The sequence below is a fragment of the Streptomyces eurocidicus genome, assembly GCF_002891295.1.
Lineage (GTDB): Bacteria > Actinomycetota > Actinomycetes > Streptomycetales > Streptomycetaceae > Streptomyces > Streptomyces eurocidicus.
On record NZ_LGUI01000005.1, the window covers coordinates 481907 to 507771 of the forward strand.

Here is a 25865-nt window from a genome sequence, read left to right on the forward strand (position 1 = left end):
CGGTAGCTGGGGGAGGTAGCCGGGGGAGGGAAGGGGCGGGTAGGGGAAAACACCCCTGCCGCGCCCGCCCCCACCCACCCCGCGAACGCGACGACCCCCCGGACAGAAGCCCGGGGGGTCGTCGCGTTCGTACAGGAAACCGCTACGGCAGCTGCGCCGCCCGCGCCTCCCGCCGGTTGTCACGGAACGTGTTCACCCGGCGCGCCGTCGCGAACAGCGGGATCACGGCGCCCAGGACGACCTGGAGCGCACAGCCCGTCTGGAGCAGGAGCTCGCCGCCCGGGGCGTCGAAGGCCCACGCCGCCAGCAGGCCCATGCTCAGCACGATCCAGCTCAGCATCGCCACCGCGAGACGACCCCGCGGCTTGGGGTACTCGACCCGGCTGACCATCAGCCACGCCACACCCACGATCGCCAGCAGCGTCGGGACGAAGGGCAGCTCCAGCAGCACGATCGAGACGACCGTCAGCGCGCCGAAGGGGCTCGGCATCCCCTGGAAGATGCCGTCCCGCAACTGGACGCACGAGAAGCGTGCCAGCCGCAGCACCACCGCCAGCAGCACCACGACCGCGGCCACGGCCGAGACCCGCTGGTGCGCGTCGTCGGCCACCATGCCCCAGACGACCACGAAGTACGCCGGTGCGAGACCGAAGCTGATCAGGTCGGAGAGGTTGTCGAGCTCCGCGCCCATCGCCGAGCTGCGCAGCTTGCGCGCCACGAGCCCGTCGAAGAGGTCGAAGATCGACGCGAGCAGCATCAGTATCACCGCGGTGGCCGCGCTGTGGCGGGCCATGCCGCCGTCCTCGTTGCCCGTGAGGTGCGGGATGAGGACACCGGTGGTGGTGAAGTACACCGCCATGAAGCCGCAGATCGCGTTACCCAGCGTGAGGGTGTCCGCTATCGACAGCCGGGTGGACAGCGGAATGTCCTCCGTGTCCTCCGCCTCGGGCACCCAGGAAGCCTGTGTGTCCTGATCAATCACGGTCAAGGCGTGTCACCCCCGCCATGGTGGGCTGGCCGACCTCGACGGCGACCTCGACCCCGGCCGGGAGGTAGACGTCGACGCGCGAGCCGAAGCGGATCAGGCCGATCCGCTCGCCCTGCTCCACCTTTGTGCCCTGCGGCACATAAGGGACGATCCGTCGGGCGACGGCGCCGGCGATCTGCACCATCTCGATGTCACCGAGCTCGGTGTCGAAGTGCCAGACGACGCGCTCGTTGTTCTCGCTCTCCTTGTTGAACGCCGGGACGAACCCGCCGGGGATGTGCTCGACCGAGGTCACCGTGCCGGCCAGGGGGGCGCGGTTGACGTGGACGTTCAGCGGGCTCATGAAGATCGCGACGCGGGTGCGCCCGTCCTTCCACGGCATGATGCTCTGCACCACGCCGTCGGCGGGGGAGATGACCCGGCCCTGGGTGATCTCACGATCGGGGTCGCGGAAAAACCACAGCATGCCCGCCGCGAGCGCGGTGGTGGGCACGGCCAGCGCCGCCCAGCGGCCGGAGCGCCGGGCGCGGGTGAGGCTGACCGCCGCCGTGGCGACGGTCGGCAGGAGCCACGGCGATGCTCCGCGCGCGAGGCGGACGCGGCCGCGAGGTGCAGAGGAAGAGCTGTGGGGCATGGGTGACCTTCGTAGCGGAGGGTGCCGCGTAACGATTGGGGGACGGCGGCTTTCCGGGGATGGTATCGGTTGCGGGCGGCAACTGGCCAAGCGCCAGGGCCAGTCGATGGCCGAACTCCGATGACTGGGTGTGATCTTCTTCTCGGTCAAATCACCCCTAATCGGATCAATTAACCCTGGAGTCGGTACTCCTCGAGTAGCCGACGCCCGATGATCATTTTCTGGATCTCGGCCGTACCCTCCCCGATGAGCAGCATCGGGGCCTCCCGGTAGAGGCGCTCGATCTCGTACTCCTTGGAGAAACCGTAGCCGCCATGGATACGGAAGGCGTCCTCGACCACTTCCTTGCAGTACTCGGACGCCAGGTACTTGGCCATTCCGGCCTCGAGGTCGTTGCGCTGCCCCGAGTCCTTCTTGCGTGCTGCGTTCACCATCATCGCATGCGCCGCTTCGACCTTTGTCCCCATTTCAGCCAGTTTGAATTGAATGGCCTGATGTTGTGCGATGGGTTTTCCGAAGGTCTGCCGCTGTTGTGCGTAGGAAACCCCGAGTTCGAACGCACGCTGTGCGACGCCGCAACCACGCGCGGCGACATTGACGCGGCCGACCTCGACCCCGTCCATCATCTGGTAAAAACCCCGGCCCGTGGCGCCGCCGAGCACCCGGTTCGCCGGCACCCGCAGCCCATCCATGATCAATTCAGTGGTGTCGACACCCTTGTAACCCATTTTGTCGATCTTCCCGGGGATGGTCAGGCCCGGCTTGACCTGGCCGAAACCCGGCTCCTTCTCGACGAGGAAGGTGGTCATCGACTTATGCGGGGCGGTCCCCTCGGGGTGTCCCTCGTCGGTCCGGCAGAGCACGGCCACCAGGGTGGACGAGCCTCCGTTGGTCAGCCACATCTTCTGGCCGTTCAGGACGTATTCGTCGCCCTCCCGCACACCCTTCGATGTGATGGCCGACACATCCGAGCCCAGTCCCGGCTCGGACATCGAGAACGCGCCCCGGACCTCACCCGTCGCCATCCTCGGCAGGAAGTACTCCCGCTGCTCCCGGGTGCCGTGCTGCTTGAGCATGTACGCGACGATGAAGTGCGTATTGACGATCCCCGACACGCTCATCCAGCCGCGGGCTATCTCCTCCACGCAGAGCGCGTATGTGAGAAGGGACTCACCCAGCCCGCCGTACTCCTCCGGGATCATCAGCCCGAAGAGCCCGAGTTCCTTGAGGCCCTCCACGATCCGGGTCGGGTACTCGTCGCGGTGCTCCAGCTCGGTGGCGACCGGGAGGATCTCCTTGTCGACGAATTCACGGACCGTCGCGAGGATTTCCCGCTGGATGTCCGTCAGGCCGTCGGTCTGCGCCAGGCGTCCCATCTCACTTCTCCCGGGTGATCGGCTCGGGGCGGCCGGGCTGCTCTCCGCCGCGCTCCTCGATGTACGTGGCGGTGGGCACCATCACCTTGCGCCGGAACACGCAGACGACCGTGCCGTCCTGCTTGTAACCCCTGGTCTCGACGTACACGATCCCGCGGTCGCTCTTGGACCGGGACGGGGTCTTGTCCAGCACGGTCGTCTCGCCGTAGATCGTGTCGCCGTGGAAGGTCGGCGCGATGTGCTTGAGCGACTCGACCTCCAGATTCGCTATGGCCTTGCCCGAGACGTCCGGTACCGACATCCCGAGCAGCAGCGAGTAGACGTAATTGCCGACCACGACGTTCCGGCCGAAATCGGTGGTCTTCTCCGCGTAGTTGCCGTCCATGTGCAAGGGGTGATGATTCATGGTGAGCAGGCAGAAAAGGTGGTCGTCGTACTCGGTGACCGTCTTGCCGGGCCAGTGCTTGTACACATCGCCCACGGTGAACTCTTCGTAGGTACGGCCGAACTGCATCGCTCAGGCCCCCGGGATCTCGAAGGCGGACTTGCGGACCATCCCCGCCGCCCGGCCCTTGCCGGAGATGACCAGCGCCATCTTCCGGCTCGCCTCGTCGATCATCTCGTCGCCGAGCATCGCCGAGCCCTTCTTGCCGCCGGCCTCGGAGGTGCACCAGTCGTACGCGTCCAGGATCAGCTCGGCGTGGTCGTAGTCCTCCTGCGAGGGGGAGAAGACCTCGTTGGCCGCCTCGACCTGGCCGGGGTGCAGCACCCACTTGCCGTCGAAGCCCAGCGCGGCGGCCCGGCCCGCGACCTCGCGGTAGCCGTCCACGTTCTTGATCTGGAGGTACGGGCCGTCGATGGCCTGGAGGTCGTTGGCCCGCGCCGCCATCAGGATGCGCATCAGGATGTAGTGGTAGGCGTCCGCCGGATAGCCGGCCGGCTGCTCGCCGACGACCAGGGACTTCATGTTGATCGACGCCATGAAGTCGGCCGGCCCGAAGATGATCGTCTCCAGCCGGGGCGAGGCGGTGGCGATGTCGTCCACGTTGATCAGGCCCTTGGCGTTCTCGATCTGCGCCTCGATGCCGATCCGCCCGACCTCGAAGCCCATGGCCTTCTCGATCTGGGTCAGCAGCAGGTCCAGGGCGACGACCTGCTGGGCGTCCTGCACCTTCGGCAGCATGATGCAGTCGAGGTTCCGGCCCGCGCCCTCGACGACCGTGATGACGTCCCGGTACGTCCAGTGGGTCGTCCAGTCGTTGACCCGCACGACCCGGGTCTTCCCCGTCCAGTCGCCGGTGTTGAGCGCCTCGACGACGGTGTGCCGGGCGCCTTCCTTGGCGAGCGGCGCGCACGCGTCCTCCAGGTCGAGGAAGACCTGGTCGGCGGGGAGGCCCTGGGCCTTCTCCAGGAAGCGGGGGTTGCTGCCGGGGACGGCGAGGCAGGAGCGGCGCGGCCGCAGACGGTTGACTGACGAAGTCATGCGGGGACCTCCAGTGGGTCGAGGTGGTTCGCTTTCCGGATCTCGTCGACGATACGGCCGATGATCTCCGTGATACCGAAGTCCTTGGGTGTGAAAACGGCCGCGACGCCGGCCGACCGCAGGGCGGCGGCGTCCGCGGACGGGATGATGCCACCGACGATCACGGGCATCTCATGCGCCCCGGCGCTCCGCAGCCGGGTCAGCACGTCCGGCACCAGCTCGGCGTGCGAGCCGGAGAGGATGGACAGGCCGACGCAGTGCACGTCCTCGGCGACGGCCGCGGAGACGATCTGCTCGGGGGTCAGCCGGATGCCCTGGTAGACGACCTCGAAGCCGGCGTCCCGGGCGCGTACGGCGATCTGCTCGGCGCCGTTGGAGTGCCCGTCCAGGCCCGGCTTGCCGACCAGCAGGCGGAGCTTGCCGCCGCCCAGGTCGGTCTCCGTCCGGGTGACCTTCGCGCGGACGGCCGCGAGCGGGGTGCCCGCCTCCGCGGTGACGGCCACGGGGGCGCTGCTGACGCCCGTGGGGGCCCGGAACTCGCCGAAGACGTCCCGCAGGGCCCAGGACCACTCGCCGGTCGTCACACCGGCGCGTACGCACTCCAGGGTGGCCGCCATCAGATTGTCCGAGCCGGCGGCCGTCTTCTTGAGCACCGACAGGGCCTCCTGGGCCCGGCCCTCGTCGCGGTCGTCGCGCCAGCGGTGCAGCGCCGCGACGACGCGGGCCTCGTTGGCCGGGTCCACCGTCATGATCGCGGTGTCGAGGTCGGCGGTGAGCGGGCTGGTCTCGGTCGACTCGTAGCAGTTGACCCCGACGATCCGCTCCTCGCCGCTCTCGATCCGGGCCCGCCGCTCGGCGTGCGAGGAGACCAGCCGCGACTTGAGGTAGCCGGACTCGACGGCCGCCATCGCGCCGCCCATCGCCTGGATCCGGTCGATCTCGGCGAGGCACTCGTCGACCAGCGCGCCGACCTTGTCCTCGATCACGTGTGACCCGGCGAAGATGTCCTCGTACTCCAGCAGGTCGCTCTCGTGGGCGAGGACCTGCTGGATGCGCAGCGACCACTGCTGGTCCCAGGGCCGGGGCAGGCCCAGCGCCTCGTTCCAGGCGGGGAGCTGCACGGCGCGGGCGCGGGCGTCCTTGGAGAGGGTGACGGCCAGCATCTCCAGGACGATCCGCTGGACGTTGTTCTCCGGCTGGGCCTCGGTCAGGCCCAGGGAGTTGACCTGGACGCCGTAGCGGAAGCGGCGCTGCCGGGGGTCCTCGATGCCGTAGCGCTCACGGGTGACGTGCTCCCAGATGCGGCCGAAGGCGCGCATCTTGCACATCTCCTCGATGAAGCGGACGCCCGCGTTGACGAAGAAGGAGATCCGGGCGACGACGTCGCCGAACTCCTCCTCCGGCACTTGTCCTGACGCCCGCACCGCGTCCAGCACGGCGATGGCCGTGGACATCGCGTACGAGATCTCCTGGACGGGCGTGGCGCCCGCCTCCTGGAGGTGGTAGCTGCAGATGTTGATCGGGTTCCACTTGGGGATGTGCGCCACCGTGTACGTGATCATGTCGGTGGTCAGCCGCAGGGACGGCCCCGGCGGGAAGACGTGCGTCCCGCGCGAGAGGTACTCCTTGACGATGTCGTTCTGCGTCGTCCCGGCCAGGCGGCCGATGTCGGCGCCCTGTTCCTCCGCGACCACCTGGTACATCGCCAGCAGCCACATGGCGGTGGCGTTGATGGTCATCGAGGTGTTCATCCGGTCCAGCGGGATGTCCTGGAACAGCCGCCGCATGTCGCCGAGATGGGCGACCGGGACCCCGACCCGGCCCACCTCGCCGCGGGCGAGGACGTGGTCCGGGTCGTAGCCGGTCTGCGTCGGGAGGTCGAAGGCGACCGAGAGACCCGTCTGGCCCTTGGCGAGGTTACGGCGGTAGAGCTCGTTGGACGCCTCGGCGGTGGAGTGGCCGGCGTAGGTCCGCATAAGCCAGGGCCGGTCCTTGTGGCGTTCGGTCATAACCCGTTTCTCACACGTTCCTGAAGCGGTTGATGGCGTCGATGTGCCGTGCCCGGGTCTCCTCGTCGCGCACTCCCATGCCCTCCTCGGGGGCGAGGGCGAGCACGCCGACCTTGCCCTGGTGGAGGTTGCGGTGGACGTCGTAGGCGGCCTGGCCGGTCTCCTCCAGGCGGTACGTCTTGGACAGCGTGGGGTGGATCTTCCCCTTGGCGAGCAGCCGGTTGGCCTCCCATGCCTCGCGGTAGTTGGCGAAGTGGGAGCCGACGATCTTCTTCAGGGACATCCACAGGTAGCGGTTGTCGTACTCGTGCTTGTAGCCGCTGGTGGAGGCGCAGGTGACGACGGTGCCGCCCTTGCGGGCGACGTAGACGGAGGCGCCGAAGGTCTCGCGGCCGGGGTGTTCGAAGACGATGTCGGGGTCTTCGCCGCCGGTGAGTTCGCGGATGCGGGTGCCGAAGCGCTTCCATTCGCGGGGGTTCTGGGTGTGTTCGTCGCTCCAGAACCGGTAGTCCTCGGAGGTGCGGTCGATGATGGCCTCGGCGCCCATCCTGCGGCAGATGTCGGCTTTCTGGGGGCTGGAGACCACGCAGATCGGGTTGGCGCCGCCCGCCAGGGCGAACTGGGTGGCGTAGGAGCCGAGTCCGCCGCTGGCGCCCCAGATGAGGACGTTGTCGCCCTGTTTCATTCCGGCGCCGTTGCGGGAGACCAGCTGCCGGTACGCGGTGGAGTTGACCAGTCCCGGTGCGGCGGCCTCTTCCCAGGTCAGGTGCTTGGCCTTGGGCATCAGCTGGTTGGACTTGACGAGGGCGATCTCGGCGAGACCGCCGAAGTTGGTCTCGAAGCCCCAGATCCGCTGCTCGGGGTCGAGCATGGTGTCGTCGTGGCCGTCGGCGCTCTCCAGTTCCACGGACAGGCAGTGCGCGACGACCTCGTCACCGGGCTTCCATGCGTTGACGCCGGGGCCGGTGCGCAGGACGACGCCCGCGAGGTCGGAGCCGATGACGTGGTACGGGAGGTCGTGGCGCTTGGCGAGGGGCGAGGTGCGGCCGTAGCGCTCCAGGAACCCGAAGGTGGGCAGCGGCTCGAAGATCGAGGTCCACACGGTGTTGTAGTTCACGGAGCTGGCCATCACGGCCACCAGCGCCTCACCGGGCCCGAGTTCGGGCACCGGCACCTCCTCGACGTGCAGCGACTTGCGCGGGTCCTTCTCCTTGGTGGCGAGGCCGGTGAACATCTCGGCCTCGCTCTTGCGCACGGTCACCGCGCGGTAGGACTCGGGGATGGACAGGGCCGCGAAGTCCTCGGGCGTGCTGTCCGACGCGAGGATCGCGTCACGTATGTGGTTCATGGTTGGGCCTCCGGCGAAGCACGTCGTGGAACGGCTTGAGGGAACGTCGGGGGTGGTGCGGCTGCGGTGCCGTCGGTTCGGCGGTGGTGCGAAGGGCTGTGCCTGGCGCGGGTGGCGCCGGGGAGAGCACCCAGCGGTGGCTGGGGGAGGGGGCCTGTGACGCAGGCGTCCGGGCGCACGGCGTACGGGTGAGGTACTTGTGGGGACAGCCGGCGCACGACATTTGGGTCTGCGCGCCGGCCGCCCGGACACCCACAACGTATGGCACCGCGTGCCATGCGACAAGACACTGGGTGCCAACAATTTCTCTCAGATGTCATCCGGGTGGCACGCATGAGCAACGTGCGGGCGGCATAAGGGCAGCGCGGAAACGACAAAAGCCGCCCTCGGGGCGGCTTTTGTCCGTCGTTTCCGGTATATATCAGCTCTTCTTGAGCACCTTCTCGATCGCGCGCATGACCTCGCCCAGCGGCGCGTCCGTGCGGGCCACCGCCACCAGCACCTCGCCCTCCGCGCGTGCCGACACGGCCGGCGAGTCCTCCTGCGCGGTGCGGCCGACGCCGATGCCCGCCCCGAAGGTGTCCCGCACGATCGCGAAGGCGTGGTCGAGCTGGGTCTCCACGTCGCCCACGCCGCCGCCGCGCAGCCAGCGCCGCAGCACATGGTTGTGGGCCGTGACGACGGCGGAGGCGGCGACCTCGGCGAGCAGCGGGTCGTCGTCGCCGACATGGTGCGCGGTCTCGTCGAAGTGGCCCAGCAGATAGCGGGTGAAGAGGCGCTCGTAGCGCGCTACCGAGGCGATCTCCCGCTCGCGGAGGGCGGGCACCTCCCGGGTCAGGCGGTAGCGCTCGACGGAGACCGCGGGGGAGGCCGCGTACATCCGCATGACCTCCTTGATCCCGCGGCAGACCGTGTCGAGCGGGTTCTCATGGGCCGGGGCGGCGTCGAGGACGCCCGCCGCGCGCACGAGGGTGTCGTCGTGGTCGGGGAAGATGGCCTCTTCCTTGGAGCGGAAGTGCCGGAAGAAGGTCCGCCGGGCGACCCCGGCCGTGGCCGCGATCTCGTCGACGGTCGTCGCCTCGTAGCCCTTCGTCGCGAACAACTCCATCGCGGCCGCCGCGAGTTTGCGGCGCATGGTGAGCCGCTGGGCGGCGGCGCGGCGGCTGCCTGCGCTCTCGGTGCCGACGTGCGGCTCCCGGGGTTCTTCGACGGCCGTGCGGGTGGGCCGGGCGGCCTTGGCGGGCTGGGACATGTGGGGAACGTAACACGCGTCCGTGCGGGCGCGCCGGGGCGGACCTCCCCCGGCCGGCGCGGGGAGCCTTCCCCGCGCCGGTTCCAGCAGTCCGCCCCAGCCCGGCTCCCGGTCAGGCCCTCGCATACTCGCGGAAGCCGCGGCCCGTCTTGCGGCCCAGGCAACCCGCCGCCACCAGGTGCTCCAGCAGCGGCGCCGGCGCGAGCCCCGGGTCGCGGAACTCCCGGTGCAGGACCTTCTCGATGGCGAGCGAGACATCGAGGCCCACCACGTCGAGGAGTTCGAACGGGCCCATCGGATAGCCGCCTCCCAGCTTCATCGCCGCGTCGATGTCATCGGGCGACGCGTAGTGCTCCTGCACCATCTTGACCGCGTTGTTCAGATACGGGAACAGCAGCGCGTTGACGATGAAGCCGGCCCGGTCCCCGCAGTCCACGGGGTGCTTGCGGACCCTGGCGCACACCGCGCGGGCCGTGGCGTGCACGTCGTCGGCGGTGAGGACCGTACGGACCAGCTCGACGAGCTTCATCGCGGGCGCCGGGTTGAAGAAGTGCATCCCGATCACGTCCTGCGGCCGCGAGGTGGCGCGGGCGCAGGCGACGACGGGCAGCGAGGACGTGGTCGTCGCCAGCACCGCACCCGGCTTGCAGACCTTGTCGAGCGCGGCGAACAGCTGCTGCTTGACCGCCAGGTCCTCCGCCACCGCCTCGACGACCAGATCCGCCTCCGCCAGCGCGTCGAGCGAGTCCGCCGGGGTGATCGCCGCGAGCGCCCCCTCCCGCTCCACGGCCGTGAGCCGGCCCTTCTCCACCGACCGGGCCAGGGACTTCGCCACCCGTGCCGTCGCCGCCGCGGCCTTCTCGGGCGTACGGGCCACGAGCACGACCCCGTAACCGGCCTTCGCGAACACCTCGGCGATGCCCGCGGCCATCGTCCCCGACCCGACGACGCCGACGGTCCGCACCTCGCGCCCGCCCGCGCGGCCGGCGGCGCCCGCCGCGTCGCCCGGGGTCCGCGCGTCGGGCACCACGACCGCCGAGTGCGGTCCGTCGTAGGCGTAGAACCCCCGGCCCGCCTTACGGCCGGTCAGCCCGGCCTCGGCGAGCTGGGCGAGGACCGGCGCGGGCGCGTGCAGCCGGTCGTGCGAGGCCGCGTACATCGCCTCCAGGACCGTGCGCGCGGTGTCGATCCCGATCAGGTCGAGCAGCGCCAGCGGGCCCATCGGCAGGCCGCAGCCCAGCCGCATCGCCGCGTCGATGTCCTCACGGGTGGCGTAGCGCGACTCGTACATCGCGGCGGCCTGGTTGAGGTAGCCGAACAGCAGCCCGTCGGCGACGAACCCGGGCCGGTCCCCGACCGCCACCGGCACCTTGCCCAGCTCATGGGCGAGCGCGGTGACGGCCGCGACGGCGGTCGGCGCGGTGAGCACCGAGGAGACGACCTCCACCAGCTTCATCGCCGGCGCCGGGTTGAAGAAGTGCAGGCCGAGCACCCGCTCGGGGCGGGCCGAGTCGGCGGCGAGCCGGGTGACGGACAGCGCGTTGGTGCCGGTCGCCAGGATCGCGTCGGGGCGCACCACCGCGTCCAGGGCGGTGAACACCTCGTGCTTGAGCGCGTAGTCCTCCGGCACCACCTCGATGACGAGGTCGGCGCCGGCGGCGTCGCGCAGCTCGCGGGAGGTGCGGAAGCGGGCCAGCGCGGCCTGCCGCTCCGGTTCGGAGATCCGCTCGCGGCGGACGTCGCGGGCGGTGGTGACCTCCAGCGCCCGGACGGCGCGCTCGGCGGCCGCGCCGGAGACGTCGATGCCGATGACCTCGCGGCCGGAGCGGGCGAGCACACCGGCGATGCCGGCGCCCATGGTGCCGAGGCCGACCACGGCGACGGTGCGGACGGCCCGGGCGTCGGAGCCGGCCGGGGCGGTCGGGAGCGGGGAGGGCGGAGGGGTGGACGGACGGTCCATCGCAAGACTCCAGGAGGTGTTCCCCGTGCGCGGGGGATGCGTCGGTTGGGTGCCGGTCGGGTGAGCGGTCACCGGCGGACCGCGCCGACCGTGGGATTTCCGGGTACGGGTAAGAAGCGCCCACGGAAAGGAAGTTGTGCGGCGGCGGGCCCTGTCCCGGGGCCCTGCCGTGAAGAGGTGCCGAACCGACGAACCGACGTCGAGGTCGGAGCGATGGGCGGCTGCGTCACCAGGCCGCCCGAGCGGGGGTGCCGCTCTTGCCGGGAGATTAACTCACGGGTAACCAAGAGCGCCAGGGGGTGGGTGCGCGACTTACGATGTGGTCCAGGCCACTCGGGGAGGAGAGCGGGCAATGGAAGAGGAATTTCGCGCGCTGCTGAAGCGTGTACGGGCCGAACTGGTCAGCCCCACCGAGTTCGCGGCCTTCGAGGGGCTGCTCGCCCTCGTCCGCGGCGGCGACCGCGGCGCCCGCGCCGAGGGGCGCGCCCGGCGGCGCGACGAGCTCGCCGGGCTGCTGGTGGCCTCCGAACAGCCCCTGTGGGCGAGGGAGATCGCCGCCTTCGCGCTCGGCGCGGAAGGGGACCGGCGCGCCTTCGAGACCCTCGTCCTCCTCCTCAACTACCGCGAACCGGTGCGCTGCGCGACCGCCGCCGCGGTCCTCGCCCGCCTCGGCGACCCCCGCACGGCCCGCGCGGCGGCCGCCCTCGCCACGAACCCGCTGCGTACGGCCTACGCCCTGCACCCCGTCCGGCTGCTCACCGAACTGCGCGCCCCCGAGTCCGTACCGGCCCTGGTCGCCACCCTGGAACGGCTCCTGGCAGCGCGCGACCACTGCTGGCCGGTGGCACGCGCGTGCGTGGAGGGGCTGGGGGTGCTGGGGGACCGGCGGGCGGAGGACGTGCTGGTGGCGGCGCGGCGGCACGACCGGTTACGGGTGGCCGCGCACGAGGCACTGGCGCGGCTGGGGTGACGGGCGATGTCCGGGGCTCGGCCCCAACCACCGGACGGGCTGATTTCAGCCCGTCCGGTGGCACCTCCCAGCGGTAGCCGGGGGAGTTTGAGGACACCGCGCGTCAGCGCGGAAGGGGGCCCGGGGGCTTGCCCCGCCACGCGGCGGAGCCGCACATCGGATGCGGCGGGAAGGGGCGGGGGGGGGGAAATCCCGCCTCCGGGCACCTGCCCATGCCGCTCCGTTCGAGCCGGGAACGCATGTTCCAGAACGTCGCCCCGCCCCGGATTTGGGCACCTGTGACGTTGGTGGTTGGCTGGGACGCACAGGCAGCAACGCCAAGCACGACGTCCGGGAGGACAAGCCATGGGCCAGGTCGAGGCCACCACGGAGCGGATCATCGCGGCGGACCCGGAGGAGGTGTTCGACGCGCTGGCGGACTACACCGGCACCCGGGCCAAGCTGCTGCCCGAGCACTTCAGCGAGTACGAGGTGCGCAAGGGCGGCGACGGCGAGGGCACCCAGGTGCACTGGAAGCTCCAGGCCACCAGCAAGCGGGTCCGCGACTGCCTGCTGGAGGTCACGGAGCCGACCACCGGACAGCTGGTCGAGAAGGACCTCAACTCCTCCATGGTCACCACCTGGACCGTCACCCCCGCCGGGGAGGGCAAGGCCAGGGTCCTGGTCTCCACCGTCTGGAACGGCGCGACCGGCATCGGCGGCTTCTTCGAGCGCACCTTCGCCCCCAAGGGTCTCGGCCGTATCTATGACGCCCTGCTGGCCAACCTCGCCGCGGAGACGGAGAAGGGCGCGGGGAAGTAGCGGCCGGGCGGCCGCGTGGCGGGGCGGCAGCGGTGACCTAGGAGCTTCACCGTTTCGAGTGGTTTCCCCCGCACCGCGGCGGGGTGCCGTATGCCTCCGACCGGCGAAAAGCCGCACAGGGGACACTCTCCGGGCAATCGTCGCGCTTGCTAGCCGTTGTCGCGAAATGCGAGAAAAGGGCGGCGATGCAGGCGCGATGAGGGGAGCGGTACATGGGAGGGACCACGTCCGGGGCCACCTTGGTACAGAGCGGCGGTCCACCCGCGTCGTACGGCGAGGGGCCGCCCCCGGGCGCTTCCGGCGCCTTCCCCGCGGCCGAGCCGGCCCCGGCCCTCCGGGAGCCCCGGCCCGGCCGGGCGCGGGTGCGGCTGGTCTTCGGCGGCCTGCTGCTCGCGCTGCTCCTCGCGGCGCTGGACCAGACCATCGTCGCCACCGCCCTGCCGAAGATCGTCGGGGAGCTGCACGGACTCGACCGGATGTCCTGGGCCGTGACGGCCTATCTGCTGAGCTCCACGGCCGTCCTGCCGGTCTACGGCAAGCTGGGCGACCTCCTCGGGCGCAAGGGCCTCTTCCTCACCGCGATCCTCGTCTTCGTCGCCGGATCCGCGCTGGCCGGCCGCGCCGCGACCATGGACCAGCTCATCCTCTACCGCGCGGTCCAGGGCGTCGGCGGCGGCGGACTGATCATCGGCGTCCAGGCGATCGTCGCCGACCTCGTACCGCCCCGGGCGCGCGGCCGCTTCATGGGGGTCATCGCCGCGGCCTTCGGCCTGGCCTCGGTCGCGGGCCCCCTGCTCGGCGGCTTCTTCACCGACCGCGCCTCCTGGCGCTGGTGCTTCTACCTCAACATCCCGGTCGGCCTCCTCACCTTCGTGGTCGTCGCCCTCGGGCTCCGGCTGCCGAAACCCGTCCGCCGGGGGCGCTTCGACTTCTTCGGCGCACTGCTCCTGATGACCTTCTCGACCTGCCTGGTGCTGCTCACCACCTGGGGCGGCACCGAGTACGAGTGGAGGTCGCGCGTCGTCCTCGGGCTCGCCGCGGGCGCCCTCGGCACGGCGCTGCTCTTCCTCGTCGTCGAGAACCTCGTCCGGGAACCGATCATCCCGCCGCACCTCTTCCGCGACCGGACCTTCACCGTCTGCGCGCTCGCGGGCGCCGCGGTCGGGGTCGCGCTCTTCGCCGCCGCCAGCTATCTGCCGACCTTCCTCCAGATGGTCGACGGCGCCGACGCCACCGAGTCGGGGCTGCTGATGCTGCCCCTGATGGGCGGCATCGTCCTCGCCTCCATGCTCACCGGCCAGCTCATCAGCCGCACCGACCGCTACCGCCCCTTCCCGGTCATCGGCACGGCCATCGCGGCCGTGGGCATGTACCTGCTCTCGCACCTCGACGCGCACACCGAACGGGCCGTCTACAGCGCCTGGATGGGCGTCCTCGGCCTCGGCATCGGGCTCGCCCTGCCGGTCCTCGTCCTGGCGGTGCAGAACTCCGTCCACCCCGCCGACCTCGGCACCGCCACCAGCGCCAACAACTACTTCCGGCAGATCGGCGGTTCGGTCGGCGCGGCCGTCTTCGGCACCCTCTTCGCCCGCCGCCTCACCGAGCGCCTCGGCACGGAACTGCCCCACCGGCCCGGCCTGCCCTCACCCGACTCCCTCACCCCGCAGCTGGTCAACGCCCTGCCCGCCGCCCTGCGCGACGGCTACGTCCGGGCGTACGCCGACGCCATGCCGCGGCTCTTCCTCTACCTCGTCCCGGTGCTCGTCCTCGGCTTTCTGTTCGCCCTCCTGCTGAAAGAGAAGACCGTGGTGTCCCAGAACGCTTCCGAAGCCCCCGTCATCCCCGCCGCCCGTCCGGCCCCGCCGGACAACGAGCCGGTGCCGTACGCGGCGGGCATCCCCGTCACCGGCACCGTCCAGCACCCCGACGGCACCGTGGTGCCGCGTGCCGCGCTCACCCTCATCGACGTCGGCGGCCGGCAGATCGGGCGCGGGGCGAGCGGCGAGGACGGGCGGTACGCGCTGAGCACGCCGGGGACCGGCTCGTACGTCCTCATCGCCGCGGCGGGCGGCCACCAGCCGCAGGCGGTCACGGTCACCGTCGCCGAACGGCCCGTCGAGCTCGACGTCGTCCTCGGCGGCGCCGGACGCCTGGCCGGGACCGTCTTCACGCCCGAGGGCACCCCCGTGCGCGACGCCCTGGTCACCCTGACCAATGTGCACGGCGAGGTCGTCGCCTCCACCCGCACCGGCCGCGAAGGCGCTTATGTGATCTCCGAGTTGGTCGCGGGCGAGTACACCCTCGCGGCCAGTGCCGCCGCCTTCCGGCCCGCGGCGCTCCCGGTGACCGTCCAGGCGTGCCGCGAGACCCGCCAGGACATCGAGCTCGCGGGCGGCGCGGTGCTGCGCGGCGTCGTACGGGCCGGTGGCGGGCGCGTCGTCGAGGACGCCCGCGTCACCCTCCTGGACGCCGCCGGCAATGTCGTGGACTCCACCACCACCGGCTCCGAGGGCGCCTTCCGTTTCGTGGACCTCTCGGCCGGCGAGTACACCGTGATCGCCGCCGGATATCCCCCCGTCGCCACGGTGTTGCAGGTCGCGGGCGGCGGCCGCACCGAGCGGGACCTCCAGCTCGGCCATTCCGACTAAGCGCTCCGCGCAAAGTCCGGTGCGCCGTCTGCGGGTGCGTCGTGGCTGGTCGCGCAGTTCCCCGCGCCCCTTCGGGCGCTGCCGAACCGCACCGGACTTCGCCGAGCCCGCTCAGCCGCCGGGGCGGGACCCGGGGGACCGCCCGCCCCGGCGGCTGAGCGGGGGCCGCGCGCCGGGGAGCGTCCCCGCTCCCCGGCGCGCGGCATCTTCGCGAACGGCCCCGCCGCGGACCGCCGGGGCCCTACGGTGGTAGCGGTGGCAGATCTTGCGTACGCGGCCTCTTGCGTACGCGTACGAAGGAGCAACCCGCCCATGGACCGTGGTACGCCGGAGCCCTTCCCCGCCCAGCGCCGGGCCGTCCCCGCCCGGACCGCGCTCGCGGTGGCCGTGGTGGACTCCGCCGGACTGGTGACGCACTGGAGCGCGGGCGCCCACGGGCTGTTCGGCCACCCACGGGAGAGAGCCGTCGGCAGACCGGCGGCCGACCTCATGCCGATCAGCGGCGCCCTCCTCGCCGCCCCCGGCTACCCCAGCTGCGGCCGGGCCCGCTCCGGGGGCTCCGTCCGGGGCCAGGTCGAGGTGCTCTGGTGGGCCTACCCCCTCGTCGGGCCCGGCCCCGAGCGGCTGCTCGTACTGGCCTCCGACGCCGCCGGGCTCTCCGGCGGCACCCACGACCGGGTGGCGCCCGGCTTCGCCCCGTACGCCGACCTCGCCTCTCTCACCGGGGTCGAGGAAGGGGGCGGGGGCGAGGGGCGGGGCCTCGCCGAACTGCCCGGCATGGCACCGGCCGTGAGCGCCCGCATCGTCGGCCAGGTCCTCGAACTGGGCTGCCCCGTCCTGGAGATCAGCCGCCGCGAGCGGATCCCCGTCACACCGGACTGGGCCATGCCGCGGCCCTCGCCGGAGGCCGCGCCCCGGCGAGGAGAGCCGCGTGAGGAGCCCGGCCGGGCCGCGGACCGGGACCCGCTGCGGGGCCGGCCACGGCAGCCAGGCCGGCGGCCCGGCCGCCGCCCACGCGCGGACCGCGGGCGCCGCACGGCGCCCGGTGCCGGGCGCTGTGCAGGCCCAGGCCCCTGTGCAGGCCCAGGCCCCTGTGCAGGCCCAGGCCCCTGTGCAGGCCCAGGCCCCTGTGCAGGCCCAGGCCCCTGTGCAGGCCCAGGCCCCTGTGCAGGCCCAGGCTCCCGTGCCGGCCCAAGCCCCCGTGCCGGGCGCCGTAGAGGTTCCTGTTCCCGTGCCGGGTGCCGCCGAGATTCCCGCTCCCGTGCCGGGCGCCGTGGAAGTCCCCGTTCCCGTGCCGGGTGTCGCGCAGGCCCAAGCTCCCGTGTCGGGCGCCGTGCAGACACCCGCCCCCGTGCCGGGCGTCGCGTCGGCTCCGGGCGTCGTACCGCCCGCGACCCCCGCCCCCGCCGTGCTCGTTCTCGACGGTGCCCGGCCGTATGCCCGGCAGGACGGCGCCGACGGATTCCCCCAGGAGCGCCCGCGCACGCCGGGATGCGACACCGTCACCCGCCGGCTGCCCGGCAGTCGTCCCGGCCGGGGTGGCTGGGCCGATGTCGTCCGGCTGCCCGGGTCGCGTACCGCGCTCGTCGTCGGTGACGTCCTGGGCCGGGCTCCGGACGCCGGGACCACATCCGGGCGGCTGCGCACCGCCGTTCAGACGATGGCGGCCCTCGACCTGCCGCCCGGCCGGCTCCTGAGCCGGCTCGACGACTTCGCCCGCCGGCTCGGCGCGCACTCCCCGGCCACCTGCCTCTACGCCGTCTACGACCCGATCCGCTCCGAACTGACCCTCGCCAACGCCGGGCACCTCCCGCCCGTCCTCCTCCGCACCGACGGCCGCGGCGCGCTCCTGGAGCCGCCCACGGGCGCGCCCATCGGCGTCGGCGGGGTGGCGTTCGAGACGGTCACGGTCCGGGTGGCGCCCGGCGACCGGCTGGTGCTGTGCACGGACGGCCTGCTGGAGGTACGGGAGGGGAGTCCCGGCCCGGCCGCCCTGTGCGGGGCCGTCCGCCCCGGCGCCTCGCTGGAAGACGCCTGCGACGCCCTCGCCCGCGCCCTCGGCGCGCACGGCCGCCGCGAGGACGACCTCGGGATCCTGCTGGCCCGGCTGAGCGGCATCCCACCGGAGGACGTCGCCGAGTGGCGGCTGGCGCCGACACCGCGCGAGGTGGGCCGGGCGCGCCGGCTGGTCGCGGAGCGGCTGCGTGCCTGGGGGCTGGCCGAGGCGGTGGAGACCGCCACGGTCCTCGTCAGCGAGATCGTCACCAACGCCGTACGGCACACCGCGTCGCGGCGCCTCGGCCTCCGACTGGTGCGTACGGACACGCTGTTGTGCGAGGTCACCGACGAGGACCACACGCTGCCCGCGCTGCTGGGCACCGACCTCGGCGAGGAGTTCGGGCGGGGGCTGCGGGTGGTGGGCGGCCTGGCGCGGGAGTGGGGCGCGAGCGACGCCCCCCGGGGCAAGACGGTGTGGTGCGAGCAGTCGCTGCCCCGGGCGGCCGGTGCGGTCCCCCACCGCGCGTGACCCGGACGGGCCCGGCCTCGTGCCGGCCGGCTCCGCCGGCCGCCGGGCGAGCTACGCCTCTCGCTCCTCCATGGCGGCGCGGTGCGCCTTGGCCAGCTCGGCGTACATCGTGCCGTTGAGCGTGATGCCCTCGCGCTCCTCGTCGGTCAGCTGCCGCCGCACCTTCGCGGGCACCCCGGCGACCAGCGCCCCCGGCGGCACCACCATCCCCTGCGGCACCAGCGCCTGCGCGGCGACCATGGCGCCGGCGCCGATGACGGCGCCGTTGAGCACCGTCGCGCCCATGCCGATCAGGGCGTCGTCCCCGACCGTACAGCCGTGCAGCACGGCGTTGTGGCCGACCGAGACCCGCTCGCCGACGGTGACGGGGAAGCCGAAGTCGACATGGACCGAGCAGTTGTCCTGGATGTTGCTGTCCGCCCCGATGACGATCGGCCCGCAGTCGGCCCGCAGCACCGCGCTGTACCAGACGCTCGCCCCCTGGTGCAGGGTCACCTCACCCACGACCACCGAGGTCGGCGCCGTGAAGGCGTCCGGGTCCACCTTCGGCTCCTTGCCGCCCACCGCCGCGATCAACGCCCGTTCGGCCATTGCTGTCCCCTCGCTCCTGCGTGTACCCGTGGCCGGCGCCGGCCGCGATCGATGACACGTGCGCGGGCGGGACCCATGACCGTCCCGCCCCGTGCCGCACAGCATATGCAGGCGCGGGCGGGCGCGGCCGGGAGCCCTGCCACGCCTCCCGTCCCGGGGTCAGCCCGGCGTCCCGCCCTCCTCCCCGCTCCGGTGCCGCCGCAGCAACAGCAGCGCGGCCAGTGCCGCCACCCCGCAGGCGCCCGCCCCGGAGACGTAGGCGAGGTGGGTGCCGTCCAGGAACAGGTCGCCGACCCTGCTCAGCACCTCCGGGCGGATCCGCTCCGGCAGCGCGGCGGCGCCGGAGAAGTCCCCGGCCGCGATCTTGTCGACCGCCTCCGGGGGCAGCGGCAGCCCGGCCAGCGCCGAGGGCGCGCCGGAGCTCAGGTGGTGCGAGACGAGGGTGCCGGAGACGGCGACGCCGAAGACCGAGCCGACCTGCCGCGAGGTGTAGCCCACGCCGGAGCCGGTGCCGGCCCGTTCCTCGGGGACGGCCCGCAGCAGCGCGGCCGTCACCGGCGGGCCGGCGAAGCCCGCGCCCAGCCCGAGCAGCAGGAACTGCCACCAGTAGTGGGAGAAGCCGTCCTGGTACTCCAGCAGGAGCAGCCCGGTCAGCCCGGCGGCCATGGACACCGCGCCGACGAAGGCGGTGATCCGGACCCCGACGCGCTCGCCGAGCATGACGCCGAGCACGGAGGTGACGGCGACGGTCACGGTCAGCACGACCGTCCGTACCCCGGCCTGCACCGGGCTCAGCCCGTCGACCTCCTGGAGGGTGAGCATCAGCAGGAACACGGCGCCGAACATCGCCCCGAACACCGTGAAGTTGATGATCGCGCCCGCGCTGACGTGCGGGTGCCGGAAGAACTCCAGCGGCAGCAGCGGATGTTTCCGGCGGGCCTCCCAGAGGACGAAGACGATCAGCGTGACGGCGGCGCCCGCGAGGCAGCCGAGGATGCGCGCCGAGGTCCAGCCGGCCGAGTTGCCCTCGATCAGGGCGTAGGTGAGCAGCCCGACCCCGGCCACGAAGAGCAACTGCCCGCCGAGGTCCATGCCGGTGCGCTGTTCCGGGCGGACCCGGGGGAGCAGCACGGCGAGGACGGCGACGGCGAGGATGCCGACGGGGAGGTTGACCCAGAACACGCTCTGCCAGCCGTACTCCTCGACGAGGAGCCCGCCGATCAGCGGCCCGGCGGCCAGGGCGAGGCCGGCCACCGCGGACTGGACGCCGATCATCCGGCCGCGCGCCTTCTGGTCGGGGAACAGCTGAGTGATGATCACCATCGAGACGGGCATCAGCACGGCGCCGGTGACGCCCTGCGCCGCCCGGGCCACCAGGAGCATCCCCACGCTCCCGGAGAGCGCGCACCAGGCCGAGGTGAGGGTGAAGCCGACGAGCGCGCCGGTGAACAGCCGCTTGGCGCCGATCCGGTCGGCGAGCGCGCCCGCGCTCAGCAGCAGGCAGGAGAACGTGAGCAGGTAGGAGTCGACGACCCACTGGAGGCCGCGGACGTCCGCGCCGAGGTCGTCCTGGAGGTCGGGCAGCGCCACATTGACGACCGTGGTGTCCAGGAACACCAGGAAGAGGCCGCTGAACAGCGCGAGCAGCAGCAGCGGGCTCACCTTGCCGGCCGCGGGCCCGCCCGCCGCCGGGCCCGCCGTCCCGCTCTCCGCCGCGGCCCCGGCGCCGCCCGCCGCGTCGACGACATCAGCCATTCCGCTTCTGCCACCCTTCGAACTCGATCAGGTCGTGGGCGCTGAAGACCTCGACGTCGGTGGTGCGGCGCAGCTCGCGCAGCCGCGCCACGTTGGGCAGCCGCTGGGGCAGCACCTCGACCTTCTTCTGGAAGGCGCGCAGCCCGGGGGAGCAGTACGGCGGGTCCGCCACCTCGCCGTGGAACATATACGCGTCGCCCGCGTGCAGCAGCAGGCCCGTACCGGTGTCGACGGCGACGCCGATGTGCCCCCGGGTGTGCCCGAGCAGCGGGACGAGGAGTATCTCCGGCGGCAGCCCCTCGATCTGCCGTACGCACTCGAAGCCGAACCACTTCTCGCCGTCGGCCGGTTCGTGCACCACCCAGTGGGGGCCGTGCTCCCACTGGGTGGGCCGGTAGCGGGCCCGCTCCAGCTTGGTGCGGGGCTCCATGGCGGCGCGGAACTCCGGCCCGTAGACGTGCACCCGGGCCTCGGGGAAGTCGGCCAGCCCGCCGGTGTGGTCACGGTCCAGGTGGGTCAGCACGATGTGCCGTACGTCGCGGGGGTCGTGGCCGAGCGCCGCCAGCTGGTTGACCGCGGCCTCCTCCCGGCGCAGCACCGGGCGGGAGCGCAGCATGAAGGCGCGTCCCAGCCTGCCCAGCGGGTCGGCGGCGTCCTTTGTGCCGAAGCCGGTGTCGACGAGGACCAGGCCCCCGTCGGTCTCCAGGAGCAGGCAGTGGCACACCATGTGCCCGGCGCGGAACAGGCTCCCGTGGCCGTTGATCAGCTTCTGCGAAGGTGGTCGGTACGTACCGAAGTTGAGGTGCCGTACGCGCATTTCGCTGGTTCCCTTCAGTCTGGGGGCTCTCGGGTTCCGATGACACAGGATGCTGCGGACGCGGCACCGGAGGAACAGTGCCGGGGCCACCATCGCGCCCGCGCCCCGGCCCGGGAGGTCAGCCGTCGCACCGGATCCCGTCCCGTCCGGCCCGGTGGGCCAGCAGCCCGAGGTAGGCCCGGAGTGCCGGGCGGGCCGCGCCGCCCGTCGGCAGCCAGGGGCCCCGGGCGCGGTGCCAGGGCAGCGGCGGGCCCGGTGGCGGCGCGTGGCCCGTCAGCGCGTCGGCGAGGTACCCCCCGGTGGCCACCGACAGGGCCAGACCGTGGCCGCAGCAGCCGCCCGCGAACCAGGTGTCCGGGGCGATCCGCCCGACGACGGGCAGGTCGTCGCCGGTCATGCCGATCCGCCCGGACCAGCGGTGGGTGATCTCCACACCGGGGGGCAGCCGTTCGGCGAGCCAGTCCCAGGCGCGCTCGCGCCGGGCCGGGCGGGCCGGGGGCGGGCAGTCGGCCGGGCCACCGCCCATGATCAGCCGGCCGTCCGGGGTGAGCCGGTAGTAGGGGCCCAGCGGGCTCACGTCGATGACCGGCTCGGCGCCCAGCCGCGCGCGCAGCGCGGGCGGCAGCGGGGCGGTGGCGACGGCCCGCACCTCCAGGGGGGCGACCGTGCCGACGGGCAGCCGCAACGGGCCCGCGAAGCCGTTGACGGCGAACACCACGCGCCGGGCCCGCAGGGTCCCGGTGGGAAAGGCGAGTTCGCCGGGGCGCGCCGCCCGGACCGGGCTGCGGTCGAACCGGCGGGCGCCGAGCCTGGTCACCTCGGCGGCGAGCGCCGCCGTGAGGGCCGCGGGGTCGAGGGTGGCCGCGACCGGGAAGCGCAGCGCGGCGTGGAAGGCACCGGGATCCGGGAGCAGTTCGGGGTCGAGGCCCAGCGCGCGGTACGCGGCCGCCTGCCGGGTCAGCACGGCCGCGGCGCGGGGCGAGCCGGCCACCACCAGCTGGCCGGCCGGGACCAGGCCGCAGTCGGCGCCCAGTTCGCCGGCCAGCCGGACGGTCTGCCGCACCCAGCCGACGCTGGCCTCGTAGGCGCGCCGGGCCGTCCCGTCGCCGAAGCGCCGCCGCGCGACGTCGACGGCCGGGCCGACCCGGGGGCCGAGCAGCCCGGTGCCCCGGCCGCTGGCCCCGGCGCCCGGCCGGCCGGCGTCGACCAGGACGACGTCCAGCCCCGGCGCCCGGGTCAGCAGGCGGTAGACGGTGGTCAGGCCCGTCAGGCCCGCGCCGACCACGGCCACGTCGGCCGTGACCCGGCCGGTGAGCCGGTCCGCCCAGGGCGTGCCGTCGGCCCGCCACGGCGGTTCCTCGCGCGGCCGCCGCTCAGTTCTCGGCGAACGCATCCCGGCGCCCCCTCGCCGCCAGTTCCCGGAACCGCCGGTCGTGCCAGATCAGCGGCTCGCCCCGGCCGTCGCTCACGGAGATGACGCTGCCGACGACGACGCTGTGGTCCCCGTACCGCCGCTCGTCCGCGAGCGCGCACGTCGCCCAGCCCAGGGTGCCGGGCAGCACGGGGATGCCGAGCGCCCACTGGAACTCCACCCCGGCGAACTTGCCGCTGCCCGAGCTGCCGGCGAAGGCGGCCGCCAGGGCGGTCTGTTCCGCCCGCAGGAGGTGGATCGCGAAGGCGCGGCGGGTGCGGATCGCCGTCAGGGTGCCGGAGGTCGTGGCCAGGCAGACCAGCATCATGGGCGGGCGCAGCGACAGCGTGGTGACCGATGACGCGGTGAGCCCCTGGGGCTCGCCGTCGAGGCCGCACGTGGTCACCACGGTGACCCCGGCGGCCAGTTTGCGGTACAGACTCCGGCATGCCTCGGTGCCGAGCTCGGGGGCCGCGGCGTACACGCTGTTCACGGCTGCGCCGTTGCCGCCGGCTCGGGATCCGCCACGATCTCCTGCGCCTCGCCGAGCAGCCCGTCCAGGATCTTCAGGATGTTGTCGCGCAGGGCGGCCTCCGCGACGGGGTCCAGGATGGCGGCCAGGGTCGGGATGCCCAGGTCGAACTCGGCGTCGAAGCACACCAGGGTGCCCGCGCCGTCCGCGCTCACCCCCCAGGTGCCGCGGAACGTCGCGAAGTCGCCGCTGACCTGCTCGAAGGATATGGACAACGCCTCCGGGGAGAAGGTGTCGCGCTCCTTCCACTTCATCAGCCCGTTGCGGAAGTGAACGGTCCACTCCGACAGTACGGAGCCGTCCGGGGACGGTGGGCGCACGACCACGCTCTCCACGGTCGCGGTCATCGCGGGGTAGCGGGCGAAGTCGCTGATCCGCGCGTAGGTCTCGGTCGGGGCGAGGGCGGGGGCGAGCACCCGCAGGGTCACGGTGGGCATGGTGGGGAACCTTTCGTCAGGCGCGTTCCGCGACGGCGGTCAGCGATTCGTCGACCACCCGCAGGAACAGCTGGATCTCGTCCTCGGACAGGCAGGCCGGAGGGGTGAGGCGGAGTACCTCGGAGGCGTTCAGGGAGTGGTTGACGAGCACGCCGCGGTCCATGAACTCCAGCAGCAGCTCACCGACGAAGCGCTGCGCCACCGGTTCGATGCCGATCAGCAGGCCGCGCCCCCGGATGTCGGCGATCAGGTCCGGGGTCCGCTTGGCGGCGATCTCCCGGACCTCGGTGAGCAGGCGCTCGCCCAGCCGCGCCGCCCGTGCCACGACGCCCTCGTCGCGGATGGTCTCCACCGCGGCCAGCGCCGCGGCGCAGGCGAGCGGTGAGGCGCCGAAGGTGGAGGAGTGCAGGATCGGGTCCCGGCCGAACGGGAGGTACGCCGCGGGCCGGGCCACCATCGCGGCGGCCGGCACCACCCCGCCGGACAGGCCCTTGCCGACCAGCAGCACATCGGGCACGACGTCCTCGCTGCCGCAGCCCCACCAGGTGCCGAGCCGGCCGAGCCCGGTCTGGATCTCGTCCACGATCAGGAAGGCGCCGAACTCGCCGCAGGCGTCGGCGACCGCGCGCAGGTACCCGGGCGGCGGCAGCCGCACCCCGCCCTCGCCCTGCACGGGTTCGACGATCACGCAGCCGCGCCCGGGCGTGGCCGCGAGGGCCTCCCGGACCGCCCCGGCGTCCCCGTACGGCACCTCGCGGACCCCGGGCAGCAGGGGCTCGAAGAGGTCCTGGTACTTCCGGTTCGCGGTGACGCTCAGGGCGCCGAGGGTCTTCCCGTGGAAGCCGCGCCGGGTGGTGACGACCGCGTTCCGGCCGTGCGCCCTGGCCAGCTTCAGCCCGGCCTCGGTGGCCTCCGCACCGGAGTTGACGAAGTGGACCATGTCCAGGTCGCCGGGGGTGACGGAGGCCAGGGCGGCCGCCGCGGCCGCGCTGACCGGCTCCAGGAAGACCCGGGTGGCCAGCGGGTGGGTGTCGATCTGCTCCTTGACCGCGCGGACCACCCGTGGGTGGCGGTGGCCGAGGATGAAGACGCCGTACCCGCCGAAGTCCAGATACCGCTTGCCGTCGGCGGCGGTGATCCACGCCCCCTCGGAGTGGGTCTCCACGACGGCGCCGAGCAGCCGGGCCAGGGCGGCCTTGCCCGGGCCGAAGTGCCGCTCGTAGCGCAGACTCGTCAGTTCGGTGAGGTCGGGCGTGCCGGGGCCGGTGGCCTCGGCGACGAGCGCGCCGGTGATCCCGGCCCTCATGCCGCCGACTCCACGGCCGGCGCCTTCGTGGCGATCCAGTACGCGACGGACTTCTCGAAGGAGCCCAGCAGCGCGTCGTGGGTCAGCTCGTCGGCCATGCCCAGCGCCCCGAACGAGGACTCCAGGCGGGCGGAGGACTGGAAGAGCAGCATCAGGTCCTCGAAGCCCGCGAACCGCCGGCGCAGCGACCGCGGGATCACGTCCTGCATCATCGGCAGCAGCAGCCGGTTCACGGCCTCCGCCGGCATCAGCCGGGGCGGGGGCGGCCGGTGGCCGAAGCGCCCGGCGACCCGGAGGATGGCGTCGATGTGCTCGCCCACGGTCGGCGAGGCGGGGCCGCCGGTGAGCCAGTACTCGCCGGAGGTGACGCCGTCGCGCAGCAGCTTCCCGACGCCCCTGGCGACCAGGTCCTGCGGGATGTGGTCGAACGGCGAGCCGGGGGCCGCGGGCACCACCGGGATCGTGCCGTGGACACAGCCGGCGATCACCTGGTGCATGCCCTGGAAGGCCGCGATCCGCCCGGTGCGCGAGTCACCGCCGACCACGGAGGGGCGGACGATCGCCGCCGCCAGGCCGCTCTCGCGCACCAGCCGTTCGGCGGCGATCTTGGAGGCCACGTAGGCGCCCGGCCCCGAGGCCGTGCGCTCCTCCTCCTGCGGCCGGGCGACGAAGGCGGTGCTGACGTAGTAGAAGGGCGCCCCGGCGGCCTCGGCGAAGCCCAGCATATGGGCGGTGCCCGTGGTGTTGGCGGCGAACAGCGTCTCCCGGGAGGTGTTCCAGGCCGTACGGGCCCCCGAGTGCAGCACCAGGTCCACCCGGCGCGCCAGATCGTGGAACCCCTCGGCGCCGAGCCCGAGAAGGGGGTCGTCGAGGGTGCCCTGAAGCTCCGTCACCCGGGGGTCGTCGACCGGCGCGCGGTGGCGCAGGGCGATCACCCGGTGGTCCTCGGCGAGCTCCTCCACGAAGGCCCGCCCGAGCACTCCGGTGGCCCCCGTGAGCAGCAGCGTCGGCTTGCTCATT

Annotated in this window: 20 protein-coding genes and 1 pseudogene; 4 read left to right on the forward strand and 17 right to left on the reverse strand. The window is 72.8% G+C overall.

Features of this window, described 5'->3' with window-relative positions; all coding sequences use genetic code 11:
• Positions 1-142: 142 nt before the first annotated feature.
• From pssA to AF335_RS19060, 9 genes are all read right to left on the reverse strand, one after another.
• Entirely contained in the window at positions 143-988 is an 846-nt protein-coding gene (gene pssA / locus AF335_RS19020; RefSeq protein WP_184743959.1) for a CDP-diacylglycerol--serine O-phosphatidyltransferase, read from the reverse strand.
• On the reverse strand, positions 975-1622 hold the full coding sequence (locus AF335_RS19025) for a phosphatidylserine decarboxylase (RefSeq protein WP_087925529.1): 648 nt from the start codon (positions 1620-1622) through the stop codon (positions 975-977). The genes pssA and AF335_RS19025 overlap by 14 nt, the downstream gene beginning before the upstream one ends.
• Before the next feature lie 170 nt (positions 1623-1792).
• Positions 1793-2998: an acyl-CoA dehydrogenase family protein gene (locus AF335_RS19030; RefSeq protein WP_102919585.1), complete on the reverse strand. Its 1206-nt coding sequence runs from the start codon at positions 2996-2998 to the stop codon at positions 1793-1795.
• A gap of 1 nt (position 2999) precedes the next feature.
• Positions 3000-3512 (reverse strand): MaoC family dehydratase, encoded by a 513-nt coding sequence (locus AF335_RS19035; RefSeq protein ID WP_102919586.1) that lies wholly within the window; start codon positions 3510-3512, stop codon positions 3000-3002.
• 3 nt (positions 3513-3515) lie between these two features.
• On the reverse strand, positions 3516-4481 hold the full coding sequence (locus tag AF335_RS19040) for an HpcH/HpaI aldolase/citrate lyase family protein (RefSeq protein WP_102919587.1): 966 nt from the start codon (positions 4479-4481) through the stop codon (positions 3516-3518).
• Positions 4478-6490: a protein meaA gene (locus tag AF335_RS19045; RefSeq protein ID WP_102919588.1), complete on the reverse strand. Its 2013-nt coding sequence runs from the start codon at positions 6488-6490 to the stop codon at positions 4478-4480. The genes AF335_RS19040 and AF335_RS19045 overlap by 4 nt, the downstream gene beginning before the upstream one ends.
• Positions 6491-6500: 10 nt before the next feature.
• On the reverse strand, positions 6501-7838 hold the full coding sequence (gene ccrA, locus AF335_RS19050; protein WP_102919589.1) for a crotonyl-CoA carboxylase/reductase: 1338 nt from the start codon (positions 7836-7838) through the stop codon (positions 6501-6503).
• A 421-nt stretch (positions 7839-8259) separates the two neighbouring features.
• The gene (locus AF335_RS19055; protein ID WP_102919590.1) at positions 8260-9090 is read right to left on the reverse strand and encodes a TetR family transcriptional regulator; all 831 of its coding nucleotides are present in this window, start codon (positions 9088-9090) and stop codon (positions 8260-8262) included.
• Between the two features lie 112 nt (positions 9091-9202).
• Positions 9203-11050: a 3-hydroxyacyl-CoA dehydrogenase family protein gene (locus tag AF335_RS19060; RefSeq protein WP_102919591.1), complete on the reverse strand. Its 1848-nt coding sequence runs from the start codon at positions 11048-11050 to the stop codon at positions 9203-9205.
• Between the two features lie 352 nt (positions 11051-11402).
• Between AF335_RS19060 and AF335_RS19065 the strand changes: the two genes are divergently transcribed.
• The 4 genes and pseudogenes from AF335_RS19065 to AF335_RS19080 all read left to right on the forward strand — a co-directional run.
• Entirely contained in the window at positions 11403-12020 is a 618-nt protein-coding gene (locus AF335_RS19065) for a HEAT repeat domain-containing protein (RefSeq protein ID WP_102919592.1), read from the forward strand.
• 345 nt (positions 12021-12365) lie between these two features.
• Entirely contained in the window at positions 12366-12821 is a 456-nt protein-coding gene (locus tag AF335_RS19070; protein WP_102919593.1) for an SRPBCC family protein, read from the forward strand.
• Positions 12822-13033: 212 nt separating this feature from the next.
• Positions 13034-15469 (forward strand): MFS transporter, encoded by a 2436-nt coding sequence (locus AF335_RS19075; protein WP_102919594.1) that lies wholly within the window; start codon positions 13034-13036, stop codon positions 15467-15469.
• A gap of 1399 nt (positions 15470-16868) precedes the next feature.
• Positions 16869-17996: pseudogene (locus tag AF335_RS19080) on the forward strand (SpoIIE family protein phosphatase); the annotation flags it as partial.
• Positions 17997-18047: 51 nt separating this feature from the next.
• Here the strand turns inward: AF335_RS19080 and AF335_RS19085 are convergent.
• The 8 genes from AF335_RS19085 to AF335_RS19120 form a co-directional block, all read right to left on the reverse strand.
• Positions 18048-18587, reverse strand: coding sequence for a gamma carbonic anhydrase family protein (locus AF335_RS19085; protein ID WP_102919595.1), 540 nt, complete (start codon positions 18585-18587; stop codon positions 18048-18050).
• 159 nt (positions 18588-18746) lie between these two features.
• The gene (locus tag AF335_RS19090) at positions 18747-20342 is read right to left on the reverse strand and encodes an MFS transporter (RefSeq protein ID WP_102919596.1); all 1596 of its coding nucleotides are present in this window, start codon (positions 20340-20342) and stop codon (positions 18747-18749) included.
• Positions 20335-21159, reverse strand: coding sequence for an MBL fold metallo-hydrolase (locus AF335_RS19095; protein WP_102919597.1), 825 nt, complete (start codon positions 21157-21159; stop codon positions 20335-20337). The genes AF335_RS19090 and AF335_RS19095 overlap by 8 nt, the downstream gene beginning before the upstream one ends.
• Before the next feature lie 118 nt (positions 21160-21277).
• Positions 21278-22552: an NAD(P)/FAD-dependent oxidoreductase gene (locus AF335_RS19100; protein ID WP_102919598.1), complete on the reverse strand. Its 1275-nt coding sequence runs from the start codon at positions 22550-22552 to the stop codon at positions 21278-21280.
• A complete protein-coding gene (locus tag AF335_RS19105) occupies positions 22533-23063 on the reverse strand; it encodes a flavin reductase family protein (RefSeq protein ID WP_211304115.1) in 531 nt (176 codons plus the stop codon). Before AF335_RS19105 ends, AF335_RS19100 begins: the two co-directional genes overlap by 20 nt.
• Positions 23060-23539 carry an SRPBCC family protein gene (locus AF335_RS19110; RefSeq protein WP_102919599.1) on the reverse strand — a complete coding sequence of 160 codons (480 nt, stop codon included), beginning with the start codon at positions 23537-23539 and terminating at the stop codon, positions 23060-23062. Before AF335_RS19110 ends, AF335_RS19105 begins: the two co-directional genes overlap by 4 nt.
• A gap of 16 nt (positions 23540-23555) precedes the next feature.
• On the reverse strand, positions 23556-24845 hold the full coding sequence (locus AF335_RS19115) for an aspartate aminotransferase family protein (protein WP_102919600.1): 1290 nt from the start codon (positions 24843-24845) through the stop codon (positions 23556-23558).
• Positions 24842-25864, reverse strand: coding sequence for an SDR family oxidoreductase (locus AF335_RS19120; RefSeq protein WP_102919601.1), 1023 nt, complete (start codon positions 25862-25864; stop codon positions 24842-24844). Before AF335_RS19120 ends, AF335_RS19115 begins: the two co-directional genes overlap by 4 nt.
• Between the last annotated feature and the right edge of the window lies 1 nt (position 25865).

Bases quoted from the DNA above. Each gene is read 5' to 3' on its own strand.
- AF335_RS19115 (WP_102919600.1), bottom strand. From the start codon at position 24,845: ATGAGGGCCGGGATCACCGGCGCGCTCGTCGCCGAGGCCACCGGCCCC.
- AF335_RS19100 (WP_102919598.1), bottom strand. From the start codon at position 22,552: ATGCGTTCGCCGAGAACTGAGCGGCGGCCGCGCGAGGAACCGCCGTGG.
- AF335_RS19060 (WP_102919591.1), bottom strand. From the start codon at position 11,050: ATGGACCGTCCGTCCACCCCTCCGCCCTCCCCGCTCCCGACCGCCCCG.
- ccrA (WP_102919589.1), bottom strand. From the start codon at position 7,838: ATGAACCACATACGTGACGCGATCCTCGCGTCGGACAGCACGCCCGAG.
- AF335_RS19075 (WP_102919594.1), top strand. From the start codon at position 13,034: ATGGGAGGGACCACGTCCGGGGCCACCTTGGTACAGAGCGGCGGTCCA.
- AF335_RS19110 (WP_102919599.1), bottom strand. From the start codon at position 23,539: ATGCCCACCGTGACCCTGCGGGTGCTCGCCCCCGCCCTCGCCCCGACC.
- AF335_RS19045 (WP_102919588.1), bottom strand. From the start codon at position 6,490: ATGACCGAACGCCACAAGGACCGGCCCTGGCTTATGCGGACCTACGCC.
- AF335_RS19085 (WP_102919595.1), bottom strand. From the start codon at position 18,587: ATGGCCGAACGGGCGTTGATCGCGGCGGTGGGCGGCAAGGAGCCGAAG.
- AF335_RS19090 (WP_102919596.1), bottom strand. From the start codon at position 20,342: ATGGCTGATGTCGTCGACGCGGCGGGCGGCGCCGGGGCCGCGGCGGAG.
- AF335_RS19065 (WP_102919592.1), top strand. From the start codon at position 11,403: ATGGAAGAGGAATTTCGCGCGCTGCTGAAGCGTGTACGGGCCGAACTG.
- AF335_RS19035 (WP_102919586.1), bottom strand. From the start codon at position 3,512: ATGCAGTTCGGCCGTACCTACGAAGAGTTCACCGTGGGCGATGTGTAC.
- AF335_RS19025 (WP_087925529.1), bottom strand. From the start codon at position 1,622: ATGCCCCACAGCTCTTCCTCTGCACCTCGCGGCCGCGTCCGCCTCGCG.
- AF335_RS19040 (WP_102919587.1), bottom strand. From the start codon at position 4,481: ATGACTTCGTCAGTCAACCGTCTGCGGCCGCGCCGCTCCTGCCTCGCC.
- AF335_RS19095 (WP_102919597.1), bottom strand. From the start codon at position 21,159: ATGCGCGTACGGCACCTCAACTTCGGTACGTACCGACCACCTTCGCAG.
- AF335_RS19070 (WP_102919593.1), top strand. From the start codon at position 12,366: ATGGGCCAGGTCGAGGCCACCACGGAGCGGATCATCGCGGCGGACCCG.
- AF335_RS19030 (WP_102919585.1), bottom strand. From the start codon at position 2,998: ATGGGACGCCTGGCGCAGACCGACGGCCTGACGGACATCCAGCGGGAA.
- AF335_RS19120 (WP_102919601.1), bottom strand. From the start codon at position 25,864: ATGAGCAAGCCGACGCTGCTGCTCACGGGGGCCACCGGAGTGCTCGGG.
- AF335_RS19055 (WP_102919590.1), bottom strand. From the start codon at position 9,090: ATGTCCCAGCCCGCCAAGGCCGCCCGGCCCACCCGCACGGCCGTCGAA.